19 protein-coding genes and 2 pseudogenes are annotated in these 22,211 nt (G+C 61.3%); 9 read left to right on the forward strand and 12 right to left on the reverse strand.

Annotated elements, in window-relative coordinates; all coding sequences use genetic code 11:
* Positions 1 to 602, reverse strand: a pseudogene (locus M6D32_RS17680) (hypothetical protein); the annotation flags it as partial.
* Positions 603 to 1,163: 561 nt separating this feature from the next.
* Between M6D32_RS17680 and M6D32_RS17685 the strand changes: the two are divergent.
* The gene (locus M6D32_RS17685; protein WP_298258497.1) at positions 1,164 to 1,949 is read left to right on the forward strand and encodes a transglutaminase-like cysteine peptidase; all 786 of its coding nucleotides are present in this window, start codon (positions 1,164 to 1,166) and stop codon (positions 1,947 to 1,949) included.
* Positions 1,950 to 2,036: 87 nt separating this feature from the next.
* Here the strand turns inward: M6D32_RS17685 and M6D32_RS17690 are convergent, their stop codons facing one another.
* Positions 2,037 to 2,318: a hypothetical protein gene (locus tag M6D32_RS17690; RefSeq protein ID WP_366145843.1), complete on the reverse strand. Its 282-nt coding sequence runs from the start codon at positions 2,316 to 2,318 to the stop codon at positions 2,037 to 2,039.
* A gap of 182 nt (positions 2,319 to 2,500) precedes the next feature.
* Here M6D32_RS17690 and M6D32_RS17695 point away from each other — a divergent pair, with 182 nt between their 5' ends.
* From M6D32_RS17695 to M6D32_RS17705, 3 genes are all read left to right on the forward strand, one after another.
* Entirely contained in the window at positions 2,501 to 3,640 is a 1,140-nt protein-coding gene (locus tag M6D32_RS17695) for a hypothetical protein (protein WP_298258499.1), read from the forward strand.
* A 108-nt stretch (positions 3,641 to 3,748) separates the two neighbouring features.
* Positions 3,749 to 4,501 carry an ABC transporter ATP-binding protein gene (locus M6D32_RS17700; RefSeq protein WP_298258501.1) on the forward strand — a complete coding sequence of 251 codons (753 nt, stop codon included), beginning with the start codon at positions 3,749 to 3,751 and terminating at the stop codon, positions 4,499 to 4,501.
* Entirely contained in the window at positions 4,498 to 6,042 is a 1,545-nt protein-coding gene (locus M6D32_RS17705) for a permease (protein WP_298258503.1), read from the forward strand. Before M6D32_RS17700 ends, M6D32_RS17705 begins: the two co-directional genes overlap by 4 nt.
* A 17-nt stretch (positions 6,043 to 6,059) precedes the next feature.
* Here M6D32_RS17705 and M6D32_RS17710 read toward each other — a convergent pair whose 3' ends face one another.
* Positions 6,060 to 7,103 carry an alpha/beta hydrolase gene (locus M6D32_RS17710; protein WP_298258505.1) on the reverse strand — a complete coding sequence of 348 codons (1,044 nt, stop codon included), beginning with the start codon at positions 7,101 to 7,103 and terminating at the stop codon, positions 6,060 to 6,062.
* Positions 7,104 to 7,292: 189 nt separating this feature from the next.
* On the opposite strand from M6D32_RS17710, the gene M6D32_RS17715 reads away from it, so the two are divergent.
* Positions 7,293 to 8,111: an MBL fold metallo-hydrolase gene (locus M6D32_RS17715; RefSeq protein WP_298258507.1), complete on the forward strand. Its 819-nt coding sequence runs from the start codon at positions 7,293 to 7,295 to the stop codon at positions 8,109 to 8,111.
* Between the two features lie 24 nt (positions 8,112 to 8,135).
* Positions 8,136 to 9,194 (forward strand): amidohydrolase family protein, encoded by a 1,059-nt coding sequence (locus tag M6D32_RS17720; RefSeq protein WP_298258509.1) that lies wholly within the window; start codon positions 8,136 to 8,138, stop codon positions 9,192 to 9,194.
* A gap of 24 nt (positions 9,195 to 9,218) precedes the next feature.
* Here the strand turns inward: M6D32_RS17720 and M6D32_RS17725 are convergent.
* Positions 9,219 to 9,664 (reverse strand): annotated as a pseudogene (locus M6D32_RS17725) (cupin domain-containing protein).
* 158 nt (positions 9,665 to 9,822) lie between these two features.
* Positions 9,823 to 11,079 carry an aminopeptidase gene (locus M6D32_RS17730; RefSeq protein ID WP_298258511.1) on the reverse strand — a complete coding sequence of 419 codons (1,257 nt, stop codon included), beginning with the start codon at positions 11,077 to 11,079 and terminating at the stop codon, positions 9,823 to 9,825.
* Positions 11,080 to 11,430: 351 nt separating this feature from the next.
* Between M6D32_RS17730 and M6D32_RS17735 the strand changes: the two genes are divergently transcribed.
* From M6D32_RS17735 to M6D32_RS17745, 3 genes are read left to right on the forward strand one after another with little or no spacing between them, the layout of a single operon-like run.
* Complete coding sequence (locus M6D32_RS17735; RefSeq protein ID WP_298258513.1) at positions 11,431 to 12,045, forward strand: TetR/AcrR family transcriptional regulator; 615 nt, start codon at positions 11,431 to 11,433, stop codon at positions 12,043 to 12,045.
* Positions 12,042 to 14,732 carry a molybdopterin-dependent oxidoreductase gene (locus M6D32_RS17740; RefSeq protein ID WP_298258515.1) on the forward strand — a complete coding sequence of 897 codons (2,691 nt, stop codon included), beginning with the start codon at positions 12,042 to 12,044 and terminating at the stop codon, positions 14,730 to 14,732. Before M6D32_RS17735 ends, M6D32_RS17740 begins: the two co-directional genes overlap by 4 nt.
* Positions 14,729 to 15,655: an FAD binding domain-containing protein gene (locus M6D32_RS17745; protein WP_298258517.1), complete on the forward strand. Its 927-nt coding sequence runs from the start codon at positions 14,729 to 14,731 to the stop codon at positions 15,653 to 15,655. The genes M6D32_RS17740 and M6D32_RS17745 overlap by 4 nt, the downstream gene beginning before the upstream one ends.
* Before the next feature lie 6 nt (positions 15,656 to 15,661).
* Here the strand turns inward: M6D32_RS17745 and M6D32_RS17750 are convergent, their stop codons facing one another.
* The 7 genes from M6D32_RS17750 to M6D32_RS17780 all read right to left on the reverse strand — a co-directional run bounded on the left by M6D32_RS17750 (position 15,662) and on the right by M6D32_RS17780 (position 21,976).
* Positions 15,662 to 16,225 (reverse strand): response regulator transcription factor, encoded by a 564-nt coding sequence (locus tag M6D32_RS17750; protein ID WP_298258519.1) that lies wholly within the window; start codon positions 16,223 to 16,225, stop codon positions 15,662 to 15,664.
* Positions 16,222 to 17,124: a S1C family serine protease gene (locus M6D32_RS17755; protein WP_298258520.1), complete on the reverse strand. Its 903-nt coding sequence runs from the start codon at positions 17,122 to 17,124 to the stop codon at positions 16,222 to 16,224. The genes M6D32_RS17750 and M6D32_RS17755 overlap by 4 nt, the downstream gene beginning before the upstream one ends.
* A gap of 695 nt (positions 17,125 to 17,819) precedes the next feature.
* Complete coding sequence (locus M6D32_RS17760) at positions 17,820 to 18,626, reverse strand: hypothetical protein (RefSeq protein WP_298258522.1); 807 nt, start codon at positions 18,624 to 18,626, stop codon at positions 17,820 to 17,822.
* Positions 18,627 to 18,799: 173 nt separating this feature from the next.
* The gene (locus M6D32_RS17765) at positions 18,800 to 19,432 is read right to left on the reverse strand and encodes a hypothetical protein (protein WP_298258524.1); all 633 of its coding nucleotides are present in this window, start codon (positions 19,430 to 19,432) and stop codon (positions 18,800 to 18,802) included.
* Positions 19,433 to 19,557: 125 nt separating this feature from the next.
* Positions 19,558 to 20,157: a hypothetical protein gene (locus M6D32_RS17770; protein ID WP_298258526.1), complete on the reverse strand. Its 600-nt coding sequence runs from the start codon at positions 20,155 to 20,157 to the stop codon at positions 19,558 to 19,560.
* Between the two features lie 136 nt (positions 20,158 to 20,293).
* The gene (locus tag M6D32_RS17775) at positions 20,294 to 21,568 is read right to left on the reverse strand and encodes an acyl-CoA dehydrogenase family protein (protein WP_298258528.1); all 1,275 of its coding nucleotides are present in this window, start codon (positions 21,566 to 21,568) and stop codon (positions 20,294 to 20,296) included.
* Between the two features lie 12 nt (positions 21,569 to 21,580).
* On the reverse strand, positions 21,581 to 21,976 hold the full coding sequence (locus M6D32_RS17780) for a DUF6285 domain-containing protein (RefSeq protein WP_298258530.1): 396 nt from the start codon (positions 21,974 to 21,976) through the stop codon (positions 21,581 to 21,583).
* Between the last annotated feature and the right edge of the window lie 235 nt (positions 21,977 to 22,211).

Consider the following 22,211-nt stretch of genomic DNA (forward strand, 5'->3'; position numbering starts at 1 on the left):
GTGATGGTGCCGGCCACCAGGCTCAGCAGCGAGGAATTGTTCGACCCGTTCGGGTCGTAGACCATCTCGTTCAGCACCATGCGCGCATTCGACGACAGGCCGAACACGGTGCCGTCGATGAAGGTGATGCCGAGCGTCGAAGCCGATCCGGAACTGACCACGTCGCCTTTTTCGACGTTATCGCCGTTGTTGAGGATGATCGAGACGCCGTTGCGGATCGCGGTCGCCGTCCCGACCAGCTTGGTCACATGGCCGATGACCTTGTGGACGTCGGCATTGCCGTCGGCCTGCGCAACCTGGACTTCGCCGGCAAGCGCGGTGACGATGTTACCGGTGAGGTGCGCACCGTCGGGCGAGGCCAGCGGCGCGTGCTTTTCGCCCTTGAAGTAGTCGTGCACAACGAACTCCCGGCCATCGCCGGAGAGAACCAGGTCAACGCCGGTGCGCTTGAATTCCGCGCTGAAAAGCAATTGCGCGTCGGGAACGACGATGGCGTCGGAGGGGACGTGGTGTACGTGGACGGTTTCGGAATAAAGATGCGCGCTCGGATGCTGGCCAAGCGCGTCGGAAACCTTGGCACCCAATTTGCCGAAGTAATTCACCCCGGTCACCGCAATGGTTAATAAAAATATAAACTTAAATGTCTAAGCTCCTTATCATCGGCGGGTGGTTCGCGGAACCATCTGCTGCTTGCAAATATTCTTTTCGAACCCCACCGATGTGGATTTTATTTGCGAATTCGGGGCGGTCTCGTCGTATAAAATGATGTAAAAAGCCAGACCAGTTGCGTGTTTATAATGTAATAAATGTTATAATTGACCAATACTTTTGCCAAACTAGGTATATATTATTGAAGATATACGATCTATAGCCTCGTCCGATCTCGTCCCTAGAGATAGAGCGTCAATTTCTTCGTTGAGACTGCGAGCTGGATTGCAAAACGGGCAACTTTCGACAAAAAGTTGACCGGGCACGCCGCGGGCACGATTTCCTCAGCATTTTCACGAAAGCGGTAAGGCGTCCTTCAGCCTGTTCGGGACATTCCCGCTGCGGATGCCCACCCTTAAGCAGAATAAAAGCACCCCCTCCCATCATCCCCACAAAACGACCCGATCACGCGCACCTGAGAGGTGTGGCGATGCCCGGGCGAAAAGGGGCGTCGGATGGGTTACTTCAGCAACGGGCATGCTTGGCGTGCCGTCATTCTTGCGTGGGCCTTGGTCGGAATGGGACCTGCGGCCAATGCCGGCAGTTTGATTTCACCGGGCTCGCTGGATTTGATCCGGAAATCGGCCGAACCTTTCGGGCTGTTTGCGACCAAGCTGTCCGGCGGCGGTTTGCTGGACAAATGGAACGGCGTCGAGCGCAAGCTCGAAGACGACATGGTGCAGCTTGCGCTTTGCGATGGCGACCGCGAGCGTTGCGTATCGCCGGCCGCCCTGAAGCTTCTTGCCATCGTTGATACCGCGCGAGCCCGCGAAGGCCGCGCCCGGTTTGGCGAGATCAATCGTGCGATCAACCTGGCGATCAGGGCGATGAGCGATATGGCCCAATATGGCCAGATCGACGTCTGGAGCCCGCCGCTCGACACCTTTGCAACCGGCGCAGGCGATTGCGAGGATTATGCCATCGCCAAGTTCGCCGCCTTGCGCATGGCCGGCGTCTCGCCTGAAGACATCAGGATCGTCGTCCTGCGCGATCAGACGCGTGGCGAGGATCATGCGGCGGTGATGGCGCGGCTCGAAGGCCATTGGTTGATGCTGGACAACCGGCGCATGGCAATGGTCGAAGACGTTGATGTCCGCCATCACCGGCCGCTATTCGTCATCGATGACAGCGGCATCATGCGTTACGACCCGGCGCCTTCTTTGGCGAGCACGACGCCTCAGGACTCGACGCCTGTCATCGCGGTTCATCTCGCCACTTCGGCGGATCCTCTGTCCCACTGATCGCCGGCAATCCGCAACGTCCGGTCGCAGACAAATGCAGGCTCCGGCCCGTGATTCGGGCAGGCTAGCCTCGCTTGTCGAGAAACATCACTTGTCGAGGCACGCATTGACATAGGCGGCGTGATCCCTGTGATTCACTTTCGCCTCGTCGGCTTTCTTCGAGCACTGGAGCTGCTTGAGCTGTTCTGCGCGGCGCTTCTCGGCCGCGGCTCGATATTCCGGCGCTACCGTGTTTGGATCGACGAGCTTCTGGGCACGCGCGTCCGACACCAGCGCAAAGGCTGACAGGAGACCGAGTTGCAAGATACAACCGACGAGCAATCCGCGCGGCAATGCACCAGGCCAGAACGTCATAATTTCAAATCTCATTCTCAAAAAAAGCGGATCCAGACCTGGGCAATGCGGGAATACCGGTCCCACAACTCGACAATTTTGCCACGGTATCATTGGCGGCGGCCGACATCAAATTCGCACCGAATACAACGGCTGGCGGCCGACAATTTTGATTTCGCTGCAACGGCCGACAAGCTACGATAGTCGGGGTAATCGTCGTGCTTTTCCGTTCGGGGATCGGGATGTGGGCTTTGGGGCTGACAATTGTGGCCATCGGGATCGGCCTGGCGCAGCCGGCGCATGCCGATGATCCGGAGACTTCCAACCGGCCGATCACCGACATCCTGCCGCTATTCGCCAAGAACCACTGCGACCAAATCAACGCGCCGGCAGACCAGATTTTCTGCGGCGACGCTGCGCTCAGCGCCATTGGCGACAAGCTCAGCCGCGCAATCGCCGAACGCCTGAGCAGGCTTCCCAACCGCCGCCTCGCCATCGAGGATAATGCCGAATGGATCCGGGACCGCAATTCCAGTTGCGGCATTCTCGGACGGCAGCCGATCAGAGCGGAGAACATCGGCTCGGTCAGGGACTGCCTGTCGCAGGAGACCGAAGAGCGGATCGCAATCCTGACCGACCCGAATTTCGACTGTCTCGCGGTCCATACGGCAGCCGGCGCCTTGATCTGCAGCGATCCGACGCTGGCGCTCGCCAAGGAAGATCTCAACGAGAAGGCGGTGCGGCTGATCACCAAACTCGGGGATGACGAAACGCGGGATGCGTCTGAGGAATTCGAGCGCTGGACCAGGGAGCGCGACCGCAAATGCGGGCTTGACAACAAGGAGAACGTTCCGCTGAAGGAGCTTCCTTCTTCCGAGGGCTGCCTGTCGGAATATTTCGATCGCAAGATCGCAGAAGTCGTTGCAGCCGGCGGTGATCCGAAAAAGCTGTTCGGAAGACAGCATGCCTCGCCGGCACCGAATGCGGACGCGGTCGACCTCTGCGTCTCGCAGATCCATTTGGCCGGCGCGTGCGGCAATTTCGTCGCGGTGAACCGCGTCTTTCAGATCGACGGCAAGAAGAGCGAGGACAGTGCGGAGGTCACCAGCGCCATCGAGATGGTTGTTCTCTCGCCTTTCACCGCTTGTAGTCGGATCGCATCGGGATGTACCGGCACCTGCTGGGATTTGAAGTCAGGCAGACCGAAGGCCACGCCCGGAAGCCGCGAGCAATTCCGGGTCGGCTATCGTTTGCGCATCGAAAAGTCGTTCGCCTTCCAAAAGAAGGAAGACGGCTGGCGCTGCAGCTCGACGGCCATGCAGCCCGTGGAAGTCGGCTTCGCGACCAGCGGGCCGTGAGCGCCACTTGTTTGGCGTGACAATTTCGGTTCCCCGATTCACCGCGCCGAAACGGTTTCCGGTCCATGGTCGTCGATAGTTGTATCAGCAACCAGGATTGCCGACATCATGGCTTCCGACCAATCGGCCCTCGCACTGCGAGGGTTAACAAAGCGTTTTGACCGTCCGGCGGTCGATGCGCTCGATCTCACCGTCAGATCTGGCGAATTCTATGCCCTGCTCGGTCCCAACGGCGCCGGCAAGACGACGACGCTGTGCATGGTGGCCGGTCTGTTGCAGCCCGATGCAGGGTCGATCTCCATCGCGGGCATCGATGCGCTGAGGGATCCGGTCGCGGCCAAGCAGATCACGGCGTGGGTCTCTGACGAGCCGATGATCTACGACAAGCTGACGCCGGTCGAATATCTCGAATTCGTCGCAGGCCTCTGGGGCATCGACCCGGCCGCCGCCGAACGTTCGGCGCGCGAACTGCTTGTCTCGCTTGGCCTCGAGGCCAACATGAACGAACGCTGCGAGGGATTCTCCAAAGGCATGCGCCAGAAGGTCGCGCTCGCGGGCGCGCTGGTGCACGATCCGCGCTTGATCATTCTCGACGAGCCCTTGACCGGCCTCGATGCCCTTTCCGCCCGCCACGTCAAGGGCCTGCTCGGCGAACGCGTGCGCGGCGGATGCACCGTCATCATGACGACGCATATTCTGGAAGTCGCCGAACGCATGGCCGATCGCATCGGCGTGATCTCTGCGGGAAGACTTGTCGCGGAAGGGACGCTGGCCGAACTTCGCCAGCAGAACGGCAGAACCGACACCAGCCTCGAAGACATGTTCATCGCGTTGGTCGACCACGAGGCCGCGGCGGCATGACAACCGCATTGGCGAACGTCAAAACCGTCCCACTCAGCTGGTTCGCCAGCCACGAAATCCGCCTGGCATGGCGCGAATGGCTGGCGATGATGACGGGCGGCCGCCAGCGCAGGCGGCGCGCCGCGATCATTGGCCTTCTGGTTTTCGGCGCGCTCCTGCACATCCCGGCCTACGCCGTGATCGGGCGGTACGCCACGCTTCGCTCGCCGCTCGACAAATCGGCAATGATCGTCATCACTGCCTCGACCTTCCTCGCCTGGGCCTTGATGTTGTCGCAGGCGGTCGAATCGGTGACACGGGTGTTCTACTCACGCGCCGATCTCGATCTGATCATGTCGTCGCCGGTCGCGCTCGACCATGTCTTCTCGATACGGCTCGCGGCCATCGCGCTGACGGTCACCGCGATGGCGATGTTGCTCGCGACGCCCTTTATCGACGTCCTGATGCTCGGCGGGGGGCTGCGCTGGCTCGCGGTCTATGGGGTGGTCATCGCGATCGGCCTTTCCGCCGCGGCCGTCGCAATTGCCGTCACCATCTTGCTGTTCCGCACAATCGGTCCGCGCCGGACCCGGTTCGTCGCCCAGATTCTCGCCGCCGTGATCGGCGCCGGTTTTGTCATCGCGCTGCAGATTGCCGCGATCCTGTCTTACGGCACGCTGTCGCGCTTTGCGGTCCTTACCTCGGACGCCGCCGCAGCCTATGCGCCAGGCCCCGACAGTGTCGTCTGGTGGCCTGTCCGCGCAGCGTTCGGCGATGGCGAAGCCCTCTTGCTCCTGCTCGCATCCGCGTTTCTTCTGCTGGGCGCGGTGATGGTGAGCTTTTCGGCCAGCTTTGCGGATACGGCCGCTCGCGCCTCGGCCAGTGGCGCCTCGGCCCGCCGCGGCTCACGCGCACGATCGTTCCGAACCGGATCTCGGCAACAGGCGCTACGACGGAAGGAACTCACGCTGCTGCGCCGCGACCCATGGCTTCTGTCGCAAAGCCTGATGCAGTTGCTGTATCTGGCGCCACCCGCCGTATTGTTGTGGCGAAGTTTCAGCGATAGCTCGCTGGCCATTGTCTTGATCACGCCCGTGATCGTGATGGCGGCGGGACAACTCGCCGGCGGTCTCGGCTGGTTGACCATCTCCGGCGAGGATGCGCCCGATCTCGTGAAGACCGCGCCGCTGCCGCCGTCGCGGTTGATCCGCGCCAAGATCGAGGTGGTGCTGCTCGTGATTGCCGTTCTGTTCGCGCCGCTCGTCATCGCCCTGATGTTTGCTTCGCCACGACAGGCGGCCGTTACAGCGATCGGCGTCATGATCGCGGCCGTCTCCGCCACGGCGATCCAGCTCTGGTTCCGCGTCCAGGCCCGCCGCAGCCAATTCCGCCGCCGCCAGACATCGTCACGATTGGCCACCTTTGCGGAAGCTTTCTCTTCGATCGGATGGGCGGCGACCTCGGCGCTGGCGCTCTCGCTTCCCGTCGCCGCGCTGGTTACGGGATTGATGACCACAAGTCTTCTCGCGGCGACCTGGAAATTCAGCCCGCGGCGCGATTAGGTAAATTTTCCTTCCGCTCACGCCTTGATCACGTCCATCACGGCGGCGGCAAAGGCTTCCGGCTCTTCCTGCGGAAGGTTGTGCCCGGCGTGCGGGATCACGCGATGGGCAAGGCGCCGGCCGAATTTTTTGGCGTGTGCCGAGCCATCGGTCGCCGGATTGACGCCGTCCGCATCGCCATCGAGCGTGACGGCGGGGGCTGCGATCGCCGGCTGCGCTGCGAGGCGGCGTTCCAGTGCCGCGTAACGCGGATCGCCCTCGGCGAGGCCATAGCGGTGGCGATAGCTGTGAATCACGACATCGACGTAATCCGGGTTATCGAACGCAGACGCGGTCCGCGCGAAGGTCGCGTCGTCGAAGTGCCAGTTTGGCGACCATTGCCGCCACAGGATGTGCGCGATCTCGCGCCGGTTGACGGAAAGACCCGCGCGGCCACGCTCGATCTGGAAATAATACTGATACCAATACGCGACTTCCCGCTGCGGCGTTGCCGGCACCATCGCGCGCGCAATGTCCTGGATCAGATAACCGTTTACACTCACTAGGCCCGCGCAACGCTCCGGCCACAGCGCCGCAGCGACGCAGGCTGCGCGGCCGCCCCAATCGTAGCCCGCGAAGATCGCACGCTGGATTTTGAGTGCATCGATCAGTGCGATCAGATCGTCGCCGACGGCCGCCTGTTCGCCCGAACGCGGCGTTCTGGGGTCGAGAAACCGCGTCGGACCGTAACCGCGCAAATAAGGCACGATGACGCGACAGCCTTTGGCGGCCAGTTGCGGGGCGACATCGACATAGCAGTGAATGTCATAGGGAAAGCCGTGCAAGAGAACGACCACAGGGCCGTCGACGGGACCTGCTTCATAATAGGAGATATTGAGGACACCGGCATCGACCGAACGGAGCGGCTCCAGCCGATGCGATGAGGTTGCGCGTTGCGGGGCCGCGGTCTGTGCAACGCTATCTGCTGGGCGGGGTTGGCTAAACTCCATCGCAAATCCTCCCGTCGCGACCGCGCCGAACATCAGCATATGACGGCGATAGCGGTCGATGGGTTCTGGCATGGAACTCCGGGATCGTCTTGTGACCGTGGCGTTCCCATCGACTCTAACCAGAAAGTGCGACAAGCGGTAATTCAAATCACCGCGTCACATCTGCGCCATCAGCCCAGACATGCGCGATCACGACCGTGACCTCGCTCGACTTCGAAGATAAGATAGCGCGTCGCCAATGTCCCGGTTCTGACCCCCTTCATGATGCGGGTTGCTGCGCTCGTCCTCAGTTTCTTTGGCCTTTCGGTCTCGCCCGCGTTCGCGCAGGAAGCTCCGCGCAACAGCGAATGCCTTGCCATGGCGCAGACGCCGCCTCGCGTGACGCCGGTGTCGTTGCGCCGGACGACGGCCAAGATCGAGGACGTCACGATCACCTATGCCGGCCACTCAACCTATTATATCGACTCGCCCGACGGTGTGCGGATCGCCACCGACTTCAGCGGCGCCTACACCACCGGCCGCTTGCCCGACGTCGTCACCATGAACCGGGCGCACAGCACCCACTACACGCTATTCCCCGACCCCCGCATTCCCCATGTCCTGCACGGCTGGAACGACGACGGCAGTCCGGCCCGGATCAACGAGCGTATCGGCGACGTCCTCATTCGCAACGTGACCACCGATATTCGCCGCTATTTCATGGGCGACTCCAGCAGCGAGATGATCAAGGACGGCAACTCCATCTTCATCTTCGAGGTCGCCGGCCTCTGCATCGGCCATCTCGGTCATCTGCACCAGAAGCTCGATGACAGCCGCTTCGCCGCGATCGGCCGGCTCGACATCGTGATGGTGCCGATCGACGGCACCTTCACCGTGTCGCTCGACGGCATCTCCGAAATCACGCGACGGTTGCGCGCTTCGGTGGTGCTGCCGATGCACCGTTTCGCGACGCCGCTCGACGAATTCATGCGCCGGATCGGGCGGCAATTCGCGATTGACGAGCGAAACGAGCGCAGCCTGACGATATCGCGTGACAGCTTGCCTGCGACGCCGACGGTCATAATCCTTCGCGGCGTCTAGGCTAAATTCCGGGAGACAAGACGAATGGCCGACGGTACATTGCCCCCCACGAGAAGCGGCCTTTACGCCGATCCGCGGCCCGACTGGCTTGCCTTGCGAGAAGAGGCAGTGCTCGACCCGGCTCGCTTGATTGTCGATCCTCACCATCATCTATGGGATCGCGGCGGCCAGCGCTACCTTGTCGACGACATCACTTCCGATATCGCCTCCGGCCACAATGTTATCGCAACCGTCTACGTCGAAGCGCGTTCGATGTACCGCGCGAAAGGACCGGAAGCGTTTCGTCCCGTCGGCGAGATCGAGTTCGCCAATGGCACTGCTGCGATGAGCGCGAGCGGCGGCTATGGACCCGCCGCGGTTTGCGCCGGCATCGTCGGGCACGTAAATCTGCTCCTGGGCGATGATGCGCGCCCGGTGCTGGAAGCGGAGATATCCGCGGCCCAGGGCCGCCTTCGCGGCATCCGGCATTCGTCGGCCTGGGATTCCGATCCGGACGTGGCGCACATGTATGCGACACGGCCGGAGAGGCTCCTGCTGGATTGGACGTTCCGCAAGGGCTTTGCGCATCTGGCGCCGCTCGGCCTGAGCTACGATGCGTGGTTATTCCATCCGCAGATCGGCGAACTCACCCATCTCGCCCGGGCCTTTCCGGAGACGCGGATCGTACTCGACCATTGCGGCGGGCCCGCCGGCACCGGCCGATATGCCAACCGCCGTCAGGAAATTTTCACAACCTGGAAGGCTTCGATCCGCGAGATCGCAAAGTGTCCGAATGTCGCGGTGAAGCTCGGCGGGCTGGCGATGTGCCTGCTCGGCTATGATTTTCATGAGCGGCCGATACCGCCCTCGTCGGAGGAACTGGCCGCGGCATGGCGCCCCTATGTCGAGACCTGCATCGAGGCGTTCGGACCTCAGCGCGCGATGTTCGAGAGCAATTTTCCGCCCGACAAGGGACAGTGCAGCTATCAGGTGATCTTCAATGCGTTCAAACGCATTTCCGCCTCCATGACTGAAGCGGAAAAGAATGCGCTTTTTTCGGGGACGGCAACGAACGTCTATCGGCTGAAGCTCGACCGAGGATAAGGCATCGCTGAAGGCGAATCGGCGTCAGGTAGCGGCGAGGCTCGCCCCGCCGCGCTTCTCTGACAGAAACATGATGCGCTTGATCTTGTTGAACGCGCGCAAGGCGAAGCCTAGCACGTAGGGCTGGGTCGTCGGCAGAAGGCGAGCTTGCGAACGCGCCCTTCGACGTGCCACCTCGCGTGCGCACCGTGGCGGAAGAAAACCACGTCGCCGGGACCGTAACGGGTCGGAGGCATCGTTTCGTTTTCGAGCACGATCGACCCTTCCAGGATCAGGATCGTTTCGTCGAAATCGTAGGACCAGTTGAACTTGCCTTCACTGCATTCCCACACGATGGTGGAAGCAAGCCCATCGGCGCTTTGCGAAAGCACGCAGGACTGGGCGACCGGATTGCCTTCGATGATCCAGGACGGCTCGATCGGCCTCGACGCCAGGTTGACGACGAGGTTGGTCGTTTCAATCAATGCCATCTCTGCCCCTCAAAAACGCCGAAAAACTTGCCTAAAATGCAACACGCATCAGCCCGGCGACATCGGCCGCCAAGCTAATAACAATCTTTTAAGCTTTCCTTAGCGGCTTCGATAACAATCGCCCGTTGCAACTTTAGCAGCGGGCGTTATCGGATCGTTCAGGCCCACTCGCCCTTGCGGAACACCGGTACCCGGCGGCCGTCGGCGTAAAGACCGTCAATGTCGATCTTGTCCGAACCGATCATCCAGTCGATGTGAATCAGGCTGGAATTGCCGCCTTGCGCCGCGATCTGGTCCGGCGGCAGTTGCGTCCCGTCGACAAAGCATTTCGAGTAGCACTGTCCGAGTGCAATGTGACAGGCGGCATTTTCGTCGAACAAGGTGTTGAAGAACAGCAATCCGCTCTTCGAGATCGGCGAAGAATGCGGCACCAGGGCGACCTCGCCGAGACGGCGCGCGCCTTCGTCGGTATCGAGCACCTTGTTGAGAACTTGCTCGCCGCGCGTTGCCTTGGCCTCGATAATGCGCCCTTCCTCGAAGCGCACCGCGATGTTCTCGATCAGCGAGCCCTGGTACGATAGCGGCTTGGTGCTGACGACATGGCCGTCGACCCGCCGGGCATGCGGCGTGGTAAAGACCTCTTCGGTCGGAATATTGGCGTTGCAGGTGATTCCGTTCTTTGCCGTGGAACCGCCGCCCTGCCACTCATGTCCGTCCGCAAGCCCAACCGTGAGATCGGTGCCGGGTCCCGAGAAGTGCAGCGCCCCGAATCTCTGTGCGTTCAGCCACGCCCTCCGGCCGCGCAAGATCTCGTTGTGCGCGTGCCAGGCTGCAACGGCGTCATCCCTGTCGACCCGGGATGCCGAGAAGATGGCGTCCGCGAGCTTTTCGACCGCCACATTTTCCTCGTCCTTGGGAAAGACGAGCTTGGCCCATGACGGCGACGGATAGGCGACGATGTTCCAGTTGATATCAAAATTGACGATGCGCTCCAGGGCCGGCTTGTAGGCAATGGAGTTGGCTTTGTTGGCGCGCGCCACCTTCGCCGGATCCTCGCCCGACAGGAGCATCGGGTTGTCGGCAACGATGGCAAGCCGCGCGGTGTTGGTGGCAAATGCCTTCGACATTCCTTCATAGAGCCAATTGGCGGCGCGGTCGAAGCTCTCGTCCGGCGCGAACCGGTAACGCATCAGGGTGATGGCCTCATCCGACAGAATCGGAGTCACGAGACCCGCACCGGCCTTGTAAGCATGCTCGGCGATCTTGCGGACCAAAGGCAGTGCGACCGTCGGCGCCGTCACCAGAAGATTCTGTCCGCGATCGAGTCTCAAGCCGACCTTGATGGCGACTTCCGCCAGCCGGTCGAGCTTGACGGGATCGATTAGCGCAGCAGAGTTCCGTTCGGAAGCATTCATATTGAATCGCCTGTTTGGTCGCCTGTGTCATTGTCTCGCGACGATTATATCAGTTTTGCAGGCGGCACAGCGAAACAATGCCGCATGCATCAGCGTCGCACGCACAGAATATTTATCAATTGTCAGAGATCGAATGACGATCAGTTGAACAGAATCAGCGCGAGATTTCTTCCAGGGGCAAATTTCGCGTCTCGATCATGCGGGTTGCGGCTATCAATCCGACAGTCGGAAAGATCATTTCTTACGGAAGAAAAAAGGTTGCGGCCGAGGGCTTCCGAGAACTCGCAGGAAAGTGAAGCAGCGGGCGCGAGCGCAATTTGACAAATTGACTATGATTGTCAAAATTGTCGGATGGATTCTTCGGATCGCATTCTGTCGGCGGCGGAAAACATCTTCGCGAGGTTCGGCTTCCGCCGCGCATCGATGAGCCAGATCGCGGAGGAAGCGGGCCTCACGCGGCAGGCGCTCTACCATCATCACGAAAGCAAGGAAGCGCTGTTTCGGGCGGTGGTCGAACAGCTGCATGAATATGCTTATGAAGCGGAGGCCACGGCCGGTCTGGAGCAGGAACAGGCCGGTGGCGGGTTGGCCGACATTCTGGCGGCGCAAATCGGCGCGCGCTTTCGCTATCTGATCCAATGCGTCGAGGACTCGCCGCAAGCCGACGAATTGATGTCGGAGCATCAGCTCCAGACCCGCGATCTCTACCAGAGTTTTGTCGAACACAATGCCGATTTGCGCGCGGAAACCATCGATCGCGTCTGCGCCAGGCAAGGCCTCGCGTTGCAGAACCGCATGACCTCGCGCGATCTCGCCCACTGCATTCAGACCGCCATCCGCGGCTTCAACAATCGGCGGCTCGAAACGAGGCTCTTGCGTGAACTCGACCGGATGGTCCGCCTTCTCGTGGCCGGCGCGATTGCGCCCGCCGTATCCCAATCCCGTGCCAAAAGGAGATCGCGATGAGAAGTGTGACGATCAATGGCCGCATCGAAACCTTGCCGGATGATCCGGATGCGCTTCTCACCGATGTGCTTCGCGATCAGTTGGGCCTGACCGGAACCAAGCTCGTCTGCGGCGCCGGTGTCTGCGGCGCCTGCACAGTGCTGCTCGACGGCGTTCCGGTTGCGAGCTGCCTGATGCCGGCAACATCCGCCGCGGGCCGGGCCATCACCACGGTTGAGGGAATCGCGGCTGCGACGCTGCACCCGATTCAGCGCGCGTTCATGGCGCTCGACGCCTTGCAGTGCGGCTTCTGCACGCCCGGATTCATTGTCGAAGCGGCCGCATTCCATGACAACTGGCGCAAGGCACAGGGCACGACGCCTCCGTCGCGCGAGGAGATCGGTGCGGCGCTTTCGGGGCATCTGTGCCGATGTGGCGCCTATGACAATATTCTTCGCGCCGTGGCGGACGCTTGCAGCGGCCGCTTCGACAGCGAGACAGCTGCCGCGCCCCGCGTCGAGGCCCGCGACAAGGTGACGGGCGATGCCAAATACACCGTGGACATCCGTCACGAAGGGCAGCTCGATGGCCTGATCGTTCGCTCAGCCATTGCACACGGCAAGATCACCGCACTCGATCTTGCGCCGGCGCGCGCGCTGCCCGGCGTCATGGCGGCGATTTCACTGCTCGCCGACGACGGGATTGTGCGCTACGTCGGCGAGCCGATTGCCGCCGTCGCCGCACGGGATCACGCCACCGCGAAACTAGCCGCGGCTGCGATCGGCATTGCCTGCGAGCCATTGCCTTTCGTCGTCGGGCTCGACGCCGCGCGCAAGCCGGATGCGCCGCTGGTGTTCGAAAGATCAAGCCGCAAGAAAGCCGCCAACGTTTCGGAGGGCTCGCCGGCACCCGCGTCGTGGAAGCAGAATGTACGCGGGCCGTCCGCCGCCTTCTCGCACAAGACGAAGATGGTACGCGGCGAGGTCGCAAATGCGACCGCGGCGAATGATCCGCTGCTGATCAAGGATGTGTTTCGTACCGCAGGCCAGTCACATAGCTGCCTCGAACCGCATGCCACGGTTGCCCGCTTCGACGGCGATCACCTGACGCTCCACGTCTCCACGCAAGCTGTCTTTCACGTGATGGAATTGATTGCCAGGCGCTACAAGATCGGCCATGACAAGGTTCGCGTAATCGCCGACCATGTCGGCGGCGGGTTCGGCTCCAAGGGCAGCCTCGGCATCGACACCATCGCCGCAATCGAACTGGCGCGCGCCGCCAAGGCGCCGGTTCGCGTCGCGCTCGACCGCCACGACGAACTCTCCGTCACCGGACATCGTCCCGGCACCGAGCTCGACATCGCGCTGCTACCTTCACGGGACGGCAAGCTCAAGGCACTGTCGCTGACGGCCTGGTCCGACAACGGCGCCGGCGTCAATTCCACGATCGCCGCACTCGCGCGCCTGATCTATCCCGCGGAGGCCAAGGCGTTGACCGACTTCGACGTCATCAGCAACCTGCCGCCGGGTGCGCCATTTCGCGGGCCCGGCGGGCCTCCGATGGCCTTTGCGCTTGAACAGGCCGTCGACGAAGCCGCGCTTCGCTTGCAACTCGACCCGATCAAGCTTCGCCAACGCTGGGACACCGATCCGAATCGCCAGCGGCTCTATGACTGGGCTGCCGGACTGGAGACGTGGCGCAACGCCAAGCCGGCCTCGTCAAAGAGCGGACGCTATCGCCGCGGCGTCGGCGTGGCGAGCGGCTACTGGCTTTATCTGTGGCAACCCGGCTCGAAGGTTGAACTGGCGATCAAGGCAGGGCGATTGATCGCAAGCACTGCAATCCAGGACATTGGCACCGGCAGCCGATCCGTGATCGCCAACACGGTCGCACGCGAATTCGGACTGGATCCACAGGAGGTCGAGGTTCGGATCGGGGATTCGATCCTTCCCGTAGGACCCGGCTCCGGCGGCAGCCGAACCACCGCCTCGGTCGTGCCGCCGACGCTGCTTGCGATCCATCAACTCAAAGCCATCATCGAAAGCCGTGCAAAACAGAAGCCCTTGCCGGGCTCCAATGCACCCTGGCGCGAACTGATCGCGGCGTCCGCCGACATCAAGGTGTCGGCAACGCGCCCCGAAGACAGCCGCAATCTGGCGCCAGGTGTCCGCTCGCCGCTGAAGCAGGCCGGTTTCATGGGAGCCGTGTTTGGGTGGATGTTACGGCGTTTCTCGAACCTTGCCGTCGGCTCCGGCGTGCCAAGCTCGGTACAGGTGATCGAAGTAGAGGTCGACACCTGGCTTGGGCACGTGCGCGTGCTCAATGTCCACACCGGCATTGCAGTCGGCAAGCTCGCCGCGCCGGCGCTGGCGCGCAGCCAGGCTGCGGGTTCGGTGATCCAAGGCATCGGCTACGCGCTGTACGAGGGACGCGAGGTCGATCCGCTACGTGGACGGATCCTCACGGCGGGCCTTGAGGATTATCGCATTCCCGGTATCGCCGACACGCCCAACATTGATGTTCATTTCGACGAGGCCGGTTTCGATCATGTGCTCGGCGGCAGCGTCGGTATCGGCGAGGTCGCGACCGTACCGACGTCGCCGGCGATTGCGAACGCCGTCCGCAACGCCATCGGCGTGCGTGCCACCGAATTGCCGATCCGGCCCGACCGGCTGGTGGCTCTGCTCAGTCAGAGGAGCGTGGCATGACCGACAGCGCAACGTCCGCAGCCATATCGCCCACCGAATTCCGCGCCGCCGGGACCGATCTCTCCGAGCGGCGGCGCAGCGGCGTTTCGCGCGGCCCATTGATCGATCTGGTCCGCCCGGCAGGTGCGCCCGACATCACATGGAATGAAAATGGGGCCGCGCGGATCAGCGCCTTCACAACGATCGCAACGCTGGCTGCGGACGCAAAGCTCGCCGCCGCCTATCCCGGACTGGCCGCGGCCGCCGCGGGACTTGCAACGCCACAGATCAGGCATATGGCAACGCTCGGCGGCAACCTCGCGCAGCGCTCGCGCTGCTGGTATTTCCGCGATCCGCATATTGCCTGCCTCAAGAAGGGAGGCGATGCCTGCCCGGCGCGCAACGGCAATCATCTCTATGGCGTCGCCTTCGATCTCGGCCCATGCATCGCGCCGCATCCTTCCACGATGGCCGCGGCTCTCTTGGCCTATGACGCGACCGTGACGACCAACCAGCGTCAGCATCTTGGCATCGCCGCCTTGCTGGGCGATGGCTCGAATGGCCATGCCGATAATCTTCTCGCGCCCGGCGAAGTCATCGAGAGCGTCGATCTCGACGTCCCCGCCGCCGGTGAGCGCGCACTTTATCGTCGCGCGATCAGCCGCAGCCATGCGGAGTGGCCGCTGGCGGAAGTTGTCGTCCGCGCGGTGATCGCGGATGGAACGTTCAAGCTTGCCCGCGTCGCGGCCGGCGGAATTGCACCGGTGCCGCTTCAGCTCGAGGCGGCGGAATCTGTCCTGCGAGGCGCTGCGGCGAATGCCGCGACCATCGACAAGGCGGTCGCGCAATCCACCGTCGGCGCCAACCCGTTGCCCATGACCGGCTACAAGCTCGACCTGCTTCGGGGGCTGATGCGCGACCTGCTTGAGAGGATCATCGCCTAGCGATCCTCACAACATGATGACGTCGCTGCGGCGGCGCTCGGCTGCTTTCGCCACCGCTTCGGTTCGGGTGCGCGCACTGAGCTTCCTGAACAGCGATTCAACGTGAAATTTCACGGTGTGCAACGAAATGTCCAGGCGGCGCGCGATCGCCTTGTTGGTCATGCCCTCCGCCAGCGCTGCGAGCACTTCAAGCTCGCGCGGGGTCAGCAAGGCATGACCGTCGGCCTCGCGCATCGCGCCAAAACCATTGTCGCGCGATGGCGGCGCGCGGACGACGAGCCCGGCGGCCACCGCACGAATGGCCGCATCGATCTGCCGCGCATCGGCATCACGCGGCAGCGCGCCGCGCAGACGGTCATCGGCGATGCCAAGTCCGACGACGTTGCGAACCTCTTCCGGCGGTCGGCCGCCGTCGGCGAGCACGATATCGGCGGCATCATGCTCGTCGACAATCACATGGCCCGCTTCCGTCACCGACTTGCACAGCACGTTGCGGCGTAGCGGATCATCGGCCCGGACAGCCACCCGTAACCGCTCCGCAAAACCGATATCGTTCGCCGCTTCGCTCATGCAGCTTGCCGTTCTGCAATGGTGGTCTGGACCGTGACGACCGCACCGCCGCGGATCAGGCGAACATCCGCCCTGCGCCCAATGCTGTCGCTGCCGAAATAGCGCGCGAGTTTTCTGAACCGCTGCGCGGCTATCCCATCGACACTGAGAATAATGTCGCCGGCCACAATGCCTGCCTGTGCGGCCGGTCCGTTTTCGACCACCGACATCACCATCATGCCGCTGTTCTGATCGGCGCTCTCGCGGAGCGCATCGGGAACGGCGACGGCGTGCAACGCGACGCCGAGCCAGCCGCGTGCGACATGACCTTCCCTGATGAGCTGCGGCACCACGCGGGCCAGCGTCGCGTGCGGAATGACGATGACCTGGCCGCGCGGCCCGAAGGTCGACATGCCCAAGCAGCCGCCGGCGGCATCGAACACAGGTCCGCCCTCTTCGCGGGACGCAAGCTCGATATCAAGAACGATGCGCCGGTCGATCAGGCCGCCGCGGCGGGAATGCCATTCACCGCCAACGAAATTGACGATGCCGAGCCGCGCGCTGGCGCTGCCTTCGCCGTCGGCGCCGAACGCGAGCGCCAGCGTCCCCATCTGCGCTTCCGCGGCCGCAAAGGACGGCGCGGTCATCGAACCCGCCGTCTTCAGAATGGCGATGTTCGTACTGGCGTCGCGCCCGGCGAGTTTGGCCGTGAGAGTCGAACCTCCGGGCACGACCAGTTCGAATTCATCCTTGCGCGGCAAGGACTGTTCGGAAACGACAACAACATCCGCTTGCCAGATCATTCCGGTCAGATGCCGGTCTTCGCCAAGACGAACGGCGGCGACGGCATTTTTCGCAATCCCCGCACGCGCGGAGATCGCAGCAGATAACTCGGTGAGTGCGTCCGGTGAAAAGGACATGGGTTACTCCTATCGATCAAGATAGGAACGAATTTGCGAATTACAGCCTCGTCATACTATCGGCCGAACGGCCGGGAATATCCCGGCCGTATAACCGGGCAGAACAATTCATTCGCACCGGCAGGGCCCTATTGCCGTTCCGCACGACGACGCACGTTCCCGCGGCACTATTCGCGCCCGGGTTTTGAGAAGTTCACCACCCTCGCGAGATAAGGGCGCAGGGAAAGCCGGATGCTTTGCGCACCCGCAGCCTCGTATGCAAATGAAGAAAGCATACGAGTTAGTCACCACAGGTACGCCGGAGCGATCCGGCCTTCCCTGCGCGACAGTTTACGGCTTACTCCGTGCTCTCTCTGGTGATCGGGCTTTCTTGTCACCATCGCCAGCGCGATTGCCAAGGGCAATCGTCGCCAACTTAACGCCAGCGTCGAGGCGTCAAGACCACACGACTTCACCGTCCGCCACATCGTCACTCGTCAGCTGACGATACAGCGTCCATCGCATCCCGCGCCCAACGTTCGTGACGATCGCGAAACGCCCCTGATCGGGCGTGGGACGGGCGGGCTTCTAAAGGTGATTTGCCCGACGGCGCAAGGGATTTTTCTCACCAGGAAGGAACTGCGGTATTATGGCGCAAACGCCACAAGCGTTTCGCCGTGACGCCGACCGCCTAAAAGGAGTGGTCTATGCGCGGTCTAGTTTGGCGGTTTTTGGCCGCATTCTACTTCATCGTTTCCACCCTCATGGGGGGCCAACCTGCCGACGGTTTTCCCCTTCTTTTGAAGGATGGAGTTCGGATGCCCACCGCCGCAAAAGTATCGGTAAGTTTGCAAGTAGTTCCGTCCGAAAGCGTCGGTGTAATAAATTTCGCCATACACGAAGAGGGTTGCCTTCCCGGCGATTATGTCGGCTTTGATGGCAAAAGGTACATCTCCAGATTCTGTTCTGCCAAATTCGCCGTCTGGAAGAATTTGCGCTTTTCTGATCGAATTGGGATCGCGGGCTGGCGCGGGAATATCTTTGGGACGCGGTTCATACCGAACGGACATCCCGCCCCAAGTGCGCAGCTTATAAGCTGGAGTCTGACCGGCGTTTCGAAAAATGAGATCGGCCCGAAGTTCATCGATGTTATCAAGATTGACCACTTCGCCCTTTTGAAGACCGACGTAGGCACGCAACTGGCGTCGCGAAGCGTCCTCAGTTTTTTTTACGAGGCGAACCGTAGCGAGCCAAAGCATCCACGTCGCGATTCCGAGAAGCCATTCACCGGGCTTGATACCGAGGAAGATGAACTCGGAAGCGTTCTCGCCAGCGTGCTTTGCTTGCTGTTCGCTAGCAGTCTCTATTGGAGAGGATGGTCTTTCGTTGGCGGCGCGGTCGCGGCCTACGCGATTTTCGGTTTTCTCTTGAGAATGGATATTTGGAGCTTCGCGGTAGGGATATTTTGATGGCCACAGTGCAACTATTGCAATCGTGAGCGATACGATGATCGCCCAAAGCAACTCACGCGGTACTGACCAACGCAACCTAAGCCCCCTAAATTTCCTCCAACGCTACCCCGTCCAGTTCCATTGCTGCAATGCAAGCAAGAAAGAAACCGGATTGCGGCGCTGGCGATGAAGCGCGGCAAGTCGGTTGACTTCACCGGCTATTGGCAGCGGCACGTTCAAGCTTCCTAAAACGGCTTGTTTCCAACAACAAGAAACGATTGATTGCCGCCTACATCCTTCCGCGTATCCGGCCCCATCGTCACAGTTAAACCCGTGGTGGCTTCAATGGAGTTTTTCAGGGAAACAGTTGCTGCCTCGTTTGGGTTTATTTGAATGCCGGTGACGCCGGTTATATCTAAGCCTCCCCGATGCAAAATTTCGACCTTCCAACCGGGGACAGTTTTCAATGCATTGGCTAGGCCATCTGCCAAATCCCGGCAATTTACCGTCTCGCACGCAACAACAATGTGCTCTGGCGGGATGCCTTGGGCTCGTGCCCGGAAGGCAGCTATTTCACTAGTCGTGAGTGCGGGCCATTTTGCTTCGTTATTTTTATCAGCTTGGGTCACACGATCATTCGATGCCCGCATCTCAACCTTCGCCCCATGATAGGCGATATAATTAGCCATCAAAAAAGCTAGGATTGCCGCAATGCGCGTCAATTGCCTTCGATGATCAGCGGTTAGGTAGCCCGTTGCCCAAGCGTCGTATCCGGGCCAAAACCAACGCACGACCGGCTCTATCGCAAGCACGATGCCGATTGAAACTGTCCAGAAATTCCACAGCAAATCGCCGACAAATTGCGGAATATCTTGCATTGGCTGCGGAGAAGTGGCGAGTGAATATGATCCATGCTGACAAGCGCTCCCGTTTCGTCTAAAGTGACCTCAGACGACGTCCAACGTTATCAATGAGGATGGAATCGGGGTGCCAGCCCCGACCATCAACTTCTATCCATATCAGATTGCAGGCTTAGCCGCCACCGCGCCGGTCCCGTCCTATCCCCCGGTGCGATCTCAACACCTTTACCATCGTGATTTCGCAGCGCGGCTAGAATCGCCGCCTGTATGTCTATCTCTTGCTTCCGGGTCGCTTCCGGCTGCTTGCCGTCCAGCACGGCCATTGCCAGTTCGCGCGCCATTATAGGCTTCTCCGCCCGCCGCAGCGTATCCACGGCAGCCCTATAAAGCGTCCCGCGCTTGAACCAGGGATTGCCTTGGTTGCGCCGTTTGACGGCGATGGCCCGGAGGTTCACTTCCGGGTTGAGCATCTTCATGACGGCCTCGACTTGCATCATCTGCATTCGAAGCTTGTCACCGTGCTTGCGGTTGCCTTCGATCTTCCCGGCTAGCTCGGCGTGGAGTTGAGTCAGTGTGTGAAGCGCTTGCTTAGATAGGATGGTCCCGAGGGGCATTGGTGTCTCCGATGTTTGCGGAGACATGGTTGGGGTCGTCCAAAATTCTTGTGGCGTTTGCGCCATAATACCGTAAAGCCGTTCAGCTTTCCGACCTGACGATTTACCGTTGCCTTCAATCGCGGCCATCATAATTCCTCGGCTCAAAGTGCGGCAGTTGGAGGTATATATCCTAACCGAGGCTACTGATGAACGCTGTACAAGACGGCCACGTGCGCTTCCCTTTGCGGAGACGTTGCGTGGAGACCGCATGCCAAGCGTCGCATCACCGCTTCCCCGGCCCCATATAACCGAACAGGAACCCCGCCACCTTCCGCTTCTGGATTTCCTCGCTACCCTCGGTGATGCGGTAGCGGCGGTGATGGCGGTAGATGTGCTCGAACGGCTTGTGGCGCGAATAGCCCATGCCGCCATGCACCTGCATCGCGGTGTCAGCCGCCTCGCAGCACAGGCGGTTGGCCCAGAAGTTACACATCGACACCTTGTCCGAGAGCGTCTCTTCGACTTGCGCCTGTGTCATCCGGTCCATCTCCCAGGCCGTCTTGCGGATCAATAGCCGCAGCATCTCGGCCTGGGTCGCGAGCTCGACCAGGGGCCACTGGATCGCCTGGTTTTCCGAAAGCGCCTGGCCGAATGGCTTTCGCTCCCGCGCATATTTCACGCTTTCGTCGATGCAATAGACGGCGGCGCCCAACGAACTCGCAGCCTGGCGGATGCGGTTCTCATGGACAAAGCACTGCGCGAGCGAAAGACCCTTGCCCACTTCGCCGAAAACGGCGCTCTCCGGCACGAAGACCTCCGTAAAGCTGACGCGCGGGTGATCGGTCGGCATGTTGAAGGTCCACATGTATTCTTCCACCTTCACACCTTCCGATCTTGCCGGCACCAGGAAGCAGGTGATGCCGCGTGCGTCGCCATCGTCGCCCGAGGTGCGCGCAAACAGCGCGCAGTGGGTGGCGACATGCATGCCGGTGGTCCACATCTTCTCGCCATCGATCAGCCAACCCCTGACGTTGTCGCGCGTGGCGGCCACGGCGCGGGTTTCCATGTGGGTGGCGTCCGAACCATGACGGGGCTCCGTGAGGCCGAAGGTGATGCGATATTTCCCGGTCATCGAGCCTTCGATCATGCTCTTCTGCTCGCCGCTGCCGTAGCGGTCGAGCATGGTAACGATGGGGAAATTGCCGACGATGGAATGCTCGTTCTGCAGATCGTTGTGCAGGCCAAGCCCCTTTGAGGCAAAGTGCTCGCGGATCACCGCCATCCAGAGGTTGGAGCCGTCCCTGCCGCCGTAGCGCTTCGGTATAGCAAAGCGCAGGTGCCCCGCGGCGTCGGCACGGTCCTTGGCGTTGCGGAGCAGCGCTTCCCATTCAGCCCGCGGCAAGCCGCCGTGATCGAAATCGGTGCGCGCCCACTCTCGACGATGGTCGAAGAAACGAATGTTGTCGTCTTCGTCCTCGAGCGGCTCGATCTCGCGAGCGATGAAGCGATCGAGCTCGTCGAGATAGGCGACGAGATCGGCAGGCAAAGCAAAATCCACGGCGCGGCTCCTTCACTTTGTTGTCGTTGCGGCTTTCGATCTTTCCAATTCCCGCCGATAGGCCGTATAGGCCGGCTGATCGACCGCAAGCTTGTCCATCGTGGTCTGCCAGAGATGTTCGGCCACCCCTGGCGTCCGCAGGTCCACTTCGCCTTTGGCGATCTTGTCTGCGAGCGCGCGGTTGAGCTCAAAGAGCGAGCCCTGCACGGCGAGCAATCCGCGCAATCGCTCCTCTTCCGCGGCATCGCTCAAAGCTTCCAGCGCCAATTGCCGCGTCACCAGATCGAGCATGTTGATCGCCACGCGCAGCTTGAACGCGTTTTGGCCCGACACCAGCGGCGCGATGTCCTCACGCAGGAAATCCGCAACGGCCTTCGTCAACTCGGTCGGTCCCGGCTCATCTTGCATCACTAGTGCTCCGATTCCGAAGTTCGTATCATATTGCGGCTCCACGTTTACGAACTTCGGAATCAAAGGAGCACTAGCCAATTATATGATTCTAGTGCGGTTTAGAATTTGAAGTTCCTACGACGAGGTTACCGCGAAACTGATAGGAACTTCAAATTCACCGCACTAGAGCTCCGATTCTGAAGTTCGCACGACATCGCGGCATCCTCTGATGCGAACTTCAGAATCAAAGGAG

Origin of the sequence: Bradyrhizobium sp., assembly GCF_027307225.1 — a bacterium.
Taxonomy (GTDB): Bacteria; Pseudomonadota; Alphaproteobacteria; order Rhizobiales; family Xanthobacteraceae; genus Bradyrhizobium.

Excerpts from the sequence above, each read along its gene's own strand:
- M6D32_RS17685 (WP_298258497.1), top strand. The coding sequence starts at position 1,164 with ATGGGTTACTTCAGCAACGGGCATGCTTGGCGTGCCGTCATTCTTGCG.
- M6D32_RS17690 (WP_366145843.1), bottom strand. The coding sequence starts at position 2,318 with ATGAGATTTGAAATTATGACGTTCTGGCCTGGTGCATTGCCGCGCGGA.
- M6D32_RS17700 (WP_298258501.1), top strand. The coding sequence starts at position 3,749 with ATGGCTTCCGACCAATCGGCCCTCGCACTGCGAGGGTTAACAAAGCGT.
- M6D32_RS17705 (WP_298258503.1), top strand. The coding sequence starts at position 4,498 with ATGACAACCGCATTGGCGAACGTCAAAACCGTCCCACTCAGCTGGTTC.
- M6D32_RS17710 (WP_298258505.1), bottom strand. The coding sequence starts at position 7,103 with ATGCCAGAACCCATCGACCGCTATCGCCGTCATATGCTGATGTTCGGC.
- M6D32_RS17715 (WP_298258507.1), top strand. The coding sequence starts at position 7,293 with ATGATGCGGGTTGCTGCGCTCGTCCTCAGTTTCTTTGGCCTTTCGGTC.
- M6D32_RS17720 (WP_298258509.1), top strand. The coding sequence starts at position 8,136 with ATGGCCGACGGTACATTGCCCCCCACGAGAAGCGGCCTTTACGCCGAT.
- M6D32_RS17730 (WP_298258511.1), bottom strand. The coding sequence starts at position 11,079 with ATGAATGCTTCCGAACGGAACTCTGCTGCGCTAATCGATCCCGTCAAG.
- M6D32_RS17735 (WP_298258513.1), top strand. The coding sequence starts at position 11,431 with ATGGATTCTTCGGATCGCATTCTGTCGGCGGCGGAAAACATCTTCGCG.
- M6D32_RS17740 (WP_298258515.1), top strand. The coding sequence starts at position 12,042 with ATGAGAAGTGTGACGATCAATGGCCGCATCGAAACCTTGCCGGATGAT.
- M6D32_RS17745 (WP_298258517.1), top strand. The coding sequence starts at position 14,729 with ATGACCGACAGCGCAACGTCCGCAGCCATATCGCCCACCGAATTCCGC.
- M6D32_RS17750 (WP_298258519.1), bottom strand. The coding sequence starts at position 16,225 with ATGAGCGAAGCGGCGAACGATATCGGTTTTGCGGAGCGGTTACGGGTG.
- M6D32_RS17755 (WP_298258520.1), bottom strand. The coding sequence starts at position 17,124 with ATGTCCTTTTCACCGGACGCACTCACCGAGTTATCTGCTGCGATCTCC.
- M6D32_RS17765 (WP_298258524.1), bottom strand. The coding sequence starts at position 19,432 with ATGCAAGATATTCCGCAATTTGTCGGCGATTTGCTGTGGAATTTCTGG.
- M6D32_RS17770 (WP_298258526.1), bottom strand. The coding sequence starts at position 20,157 with ATGGCCGCGATTGAAGGCAACGGTAAATCGTCAGGTCGGAAAGCTGAA.
- M6D32_RS17780 (WP_298258530.1), bottom strand. The coding sequence starts at position 21,976 with ATGCAAGATGAGCCGGGACCGACCGAGTTGACGAAGGCCGTTGCGGAT.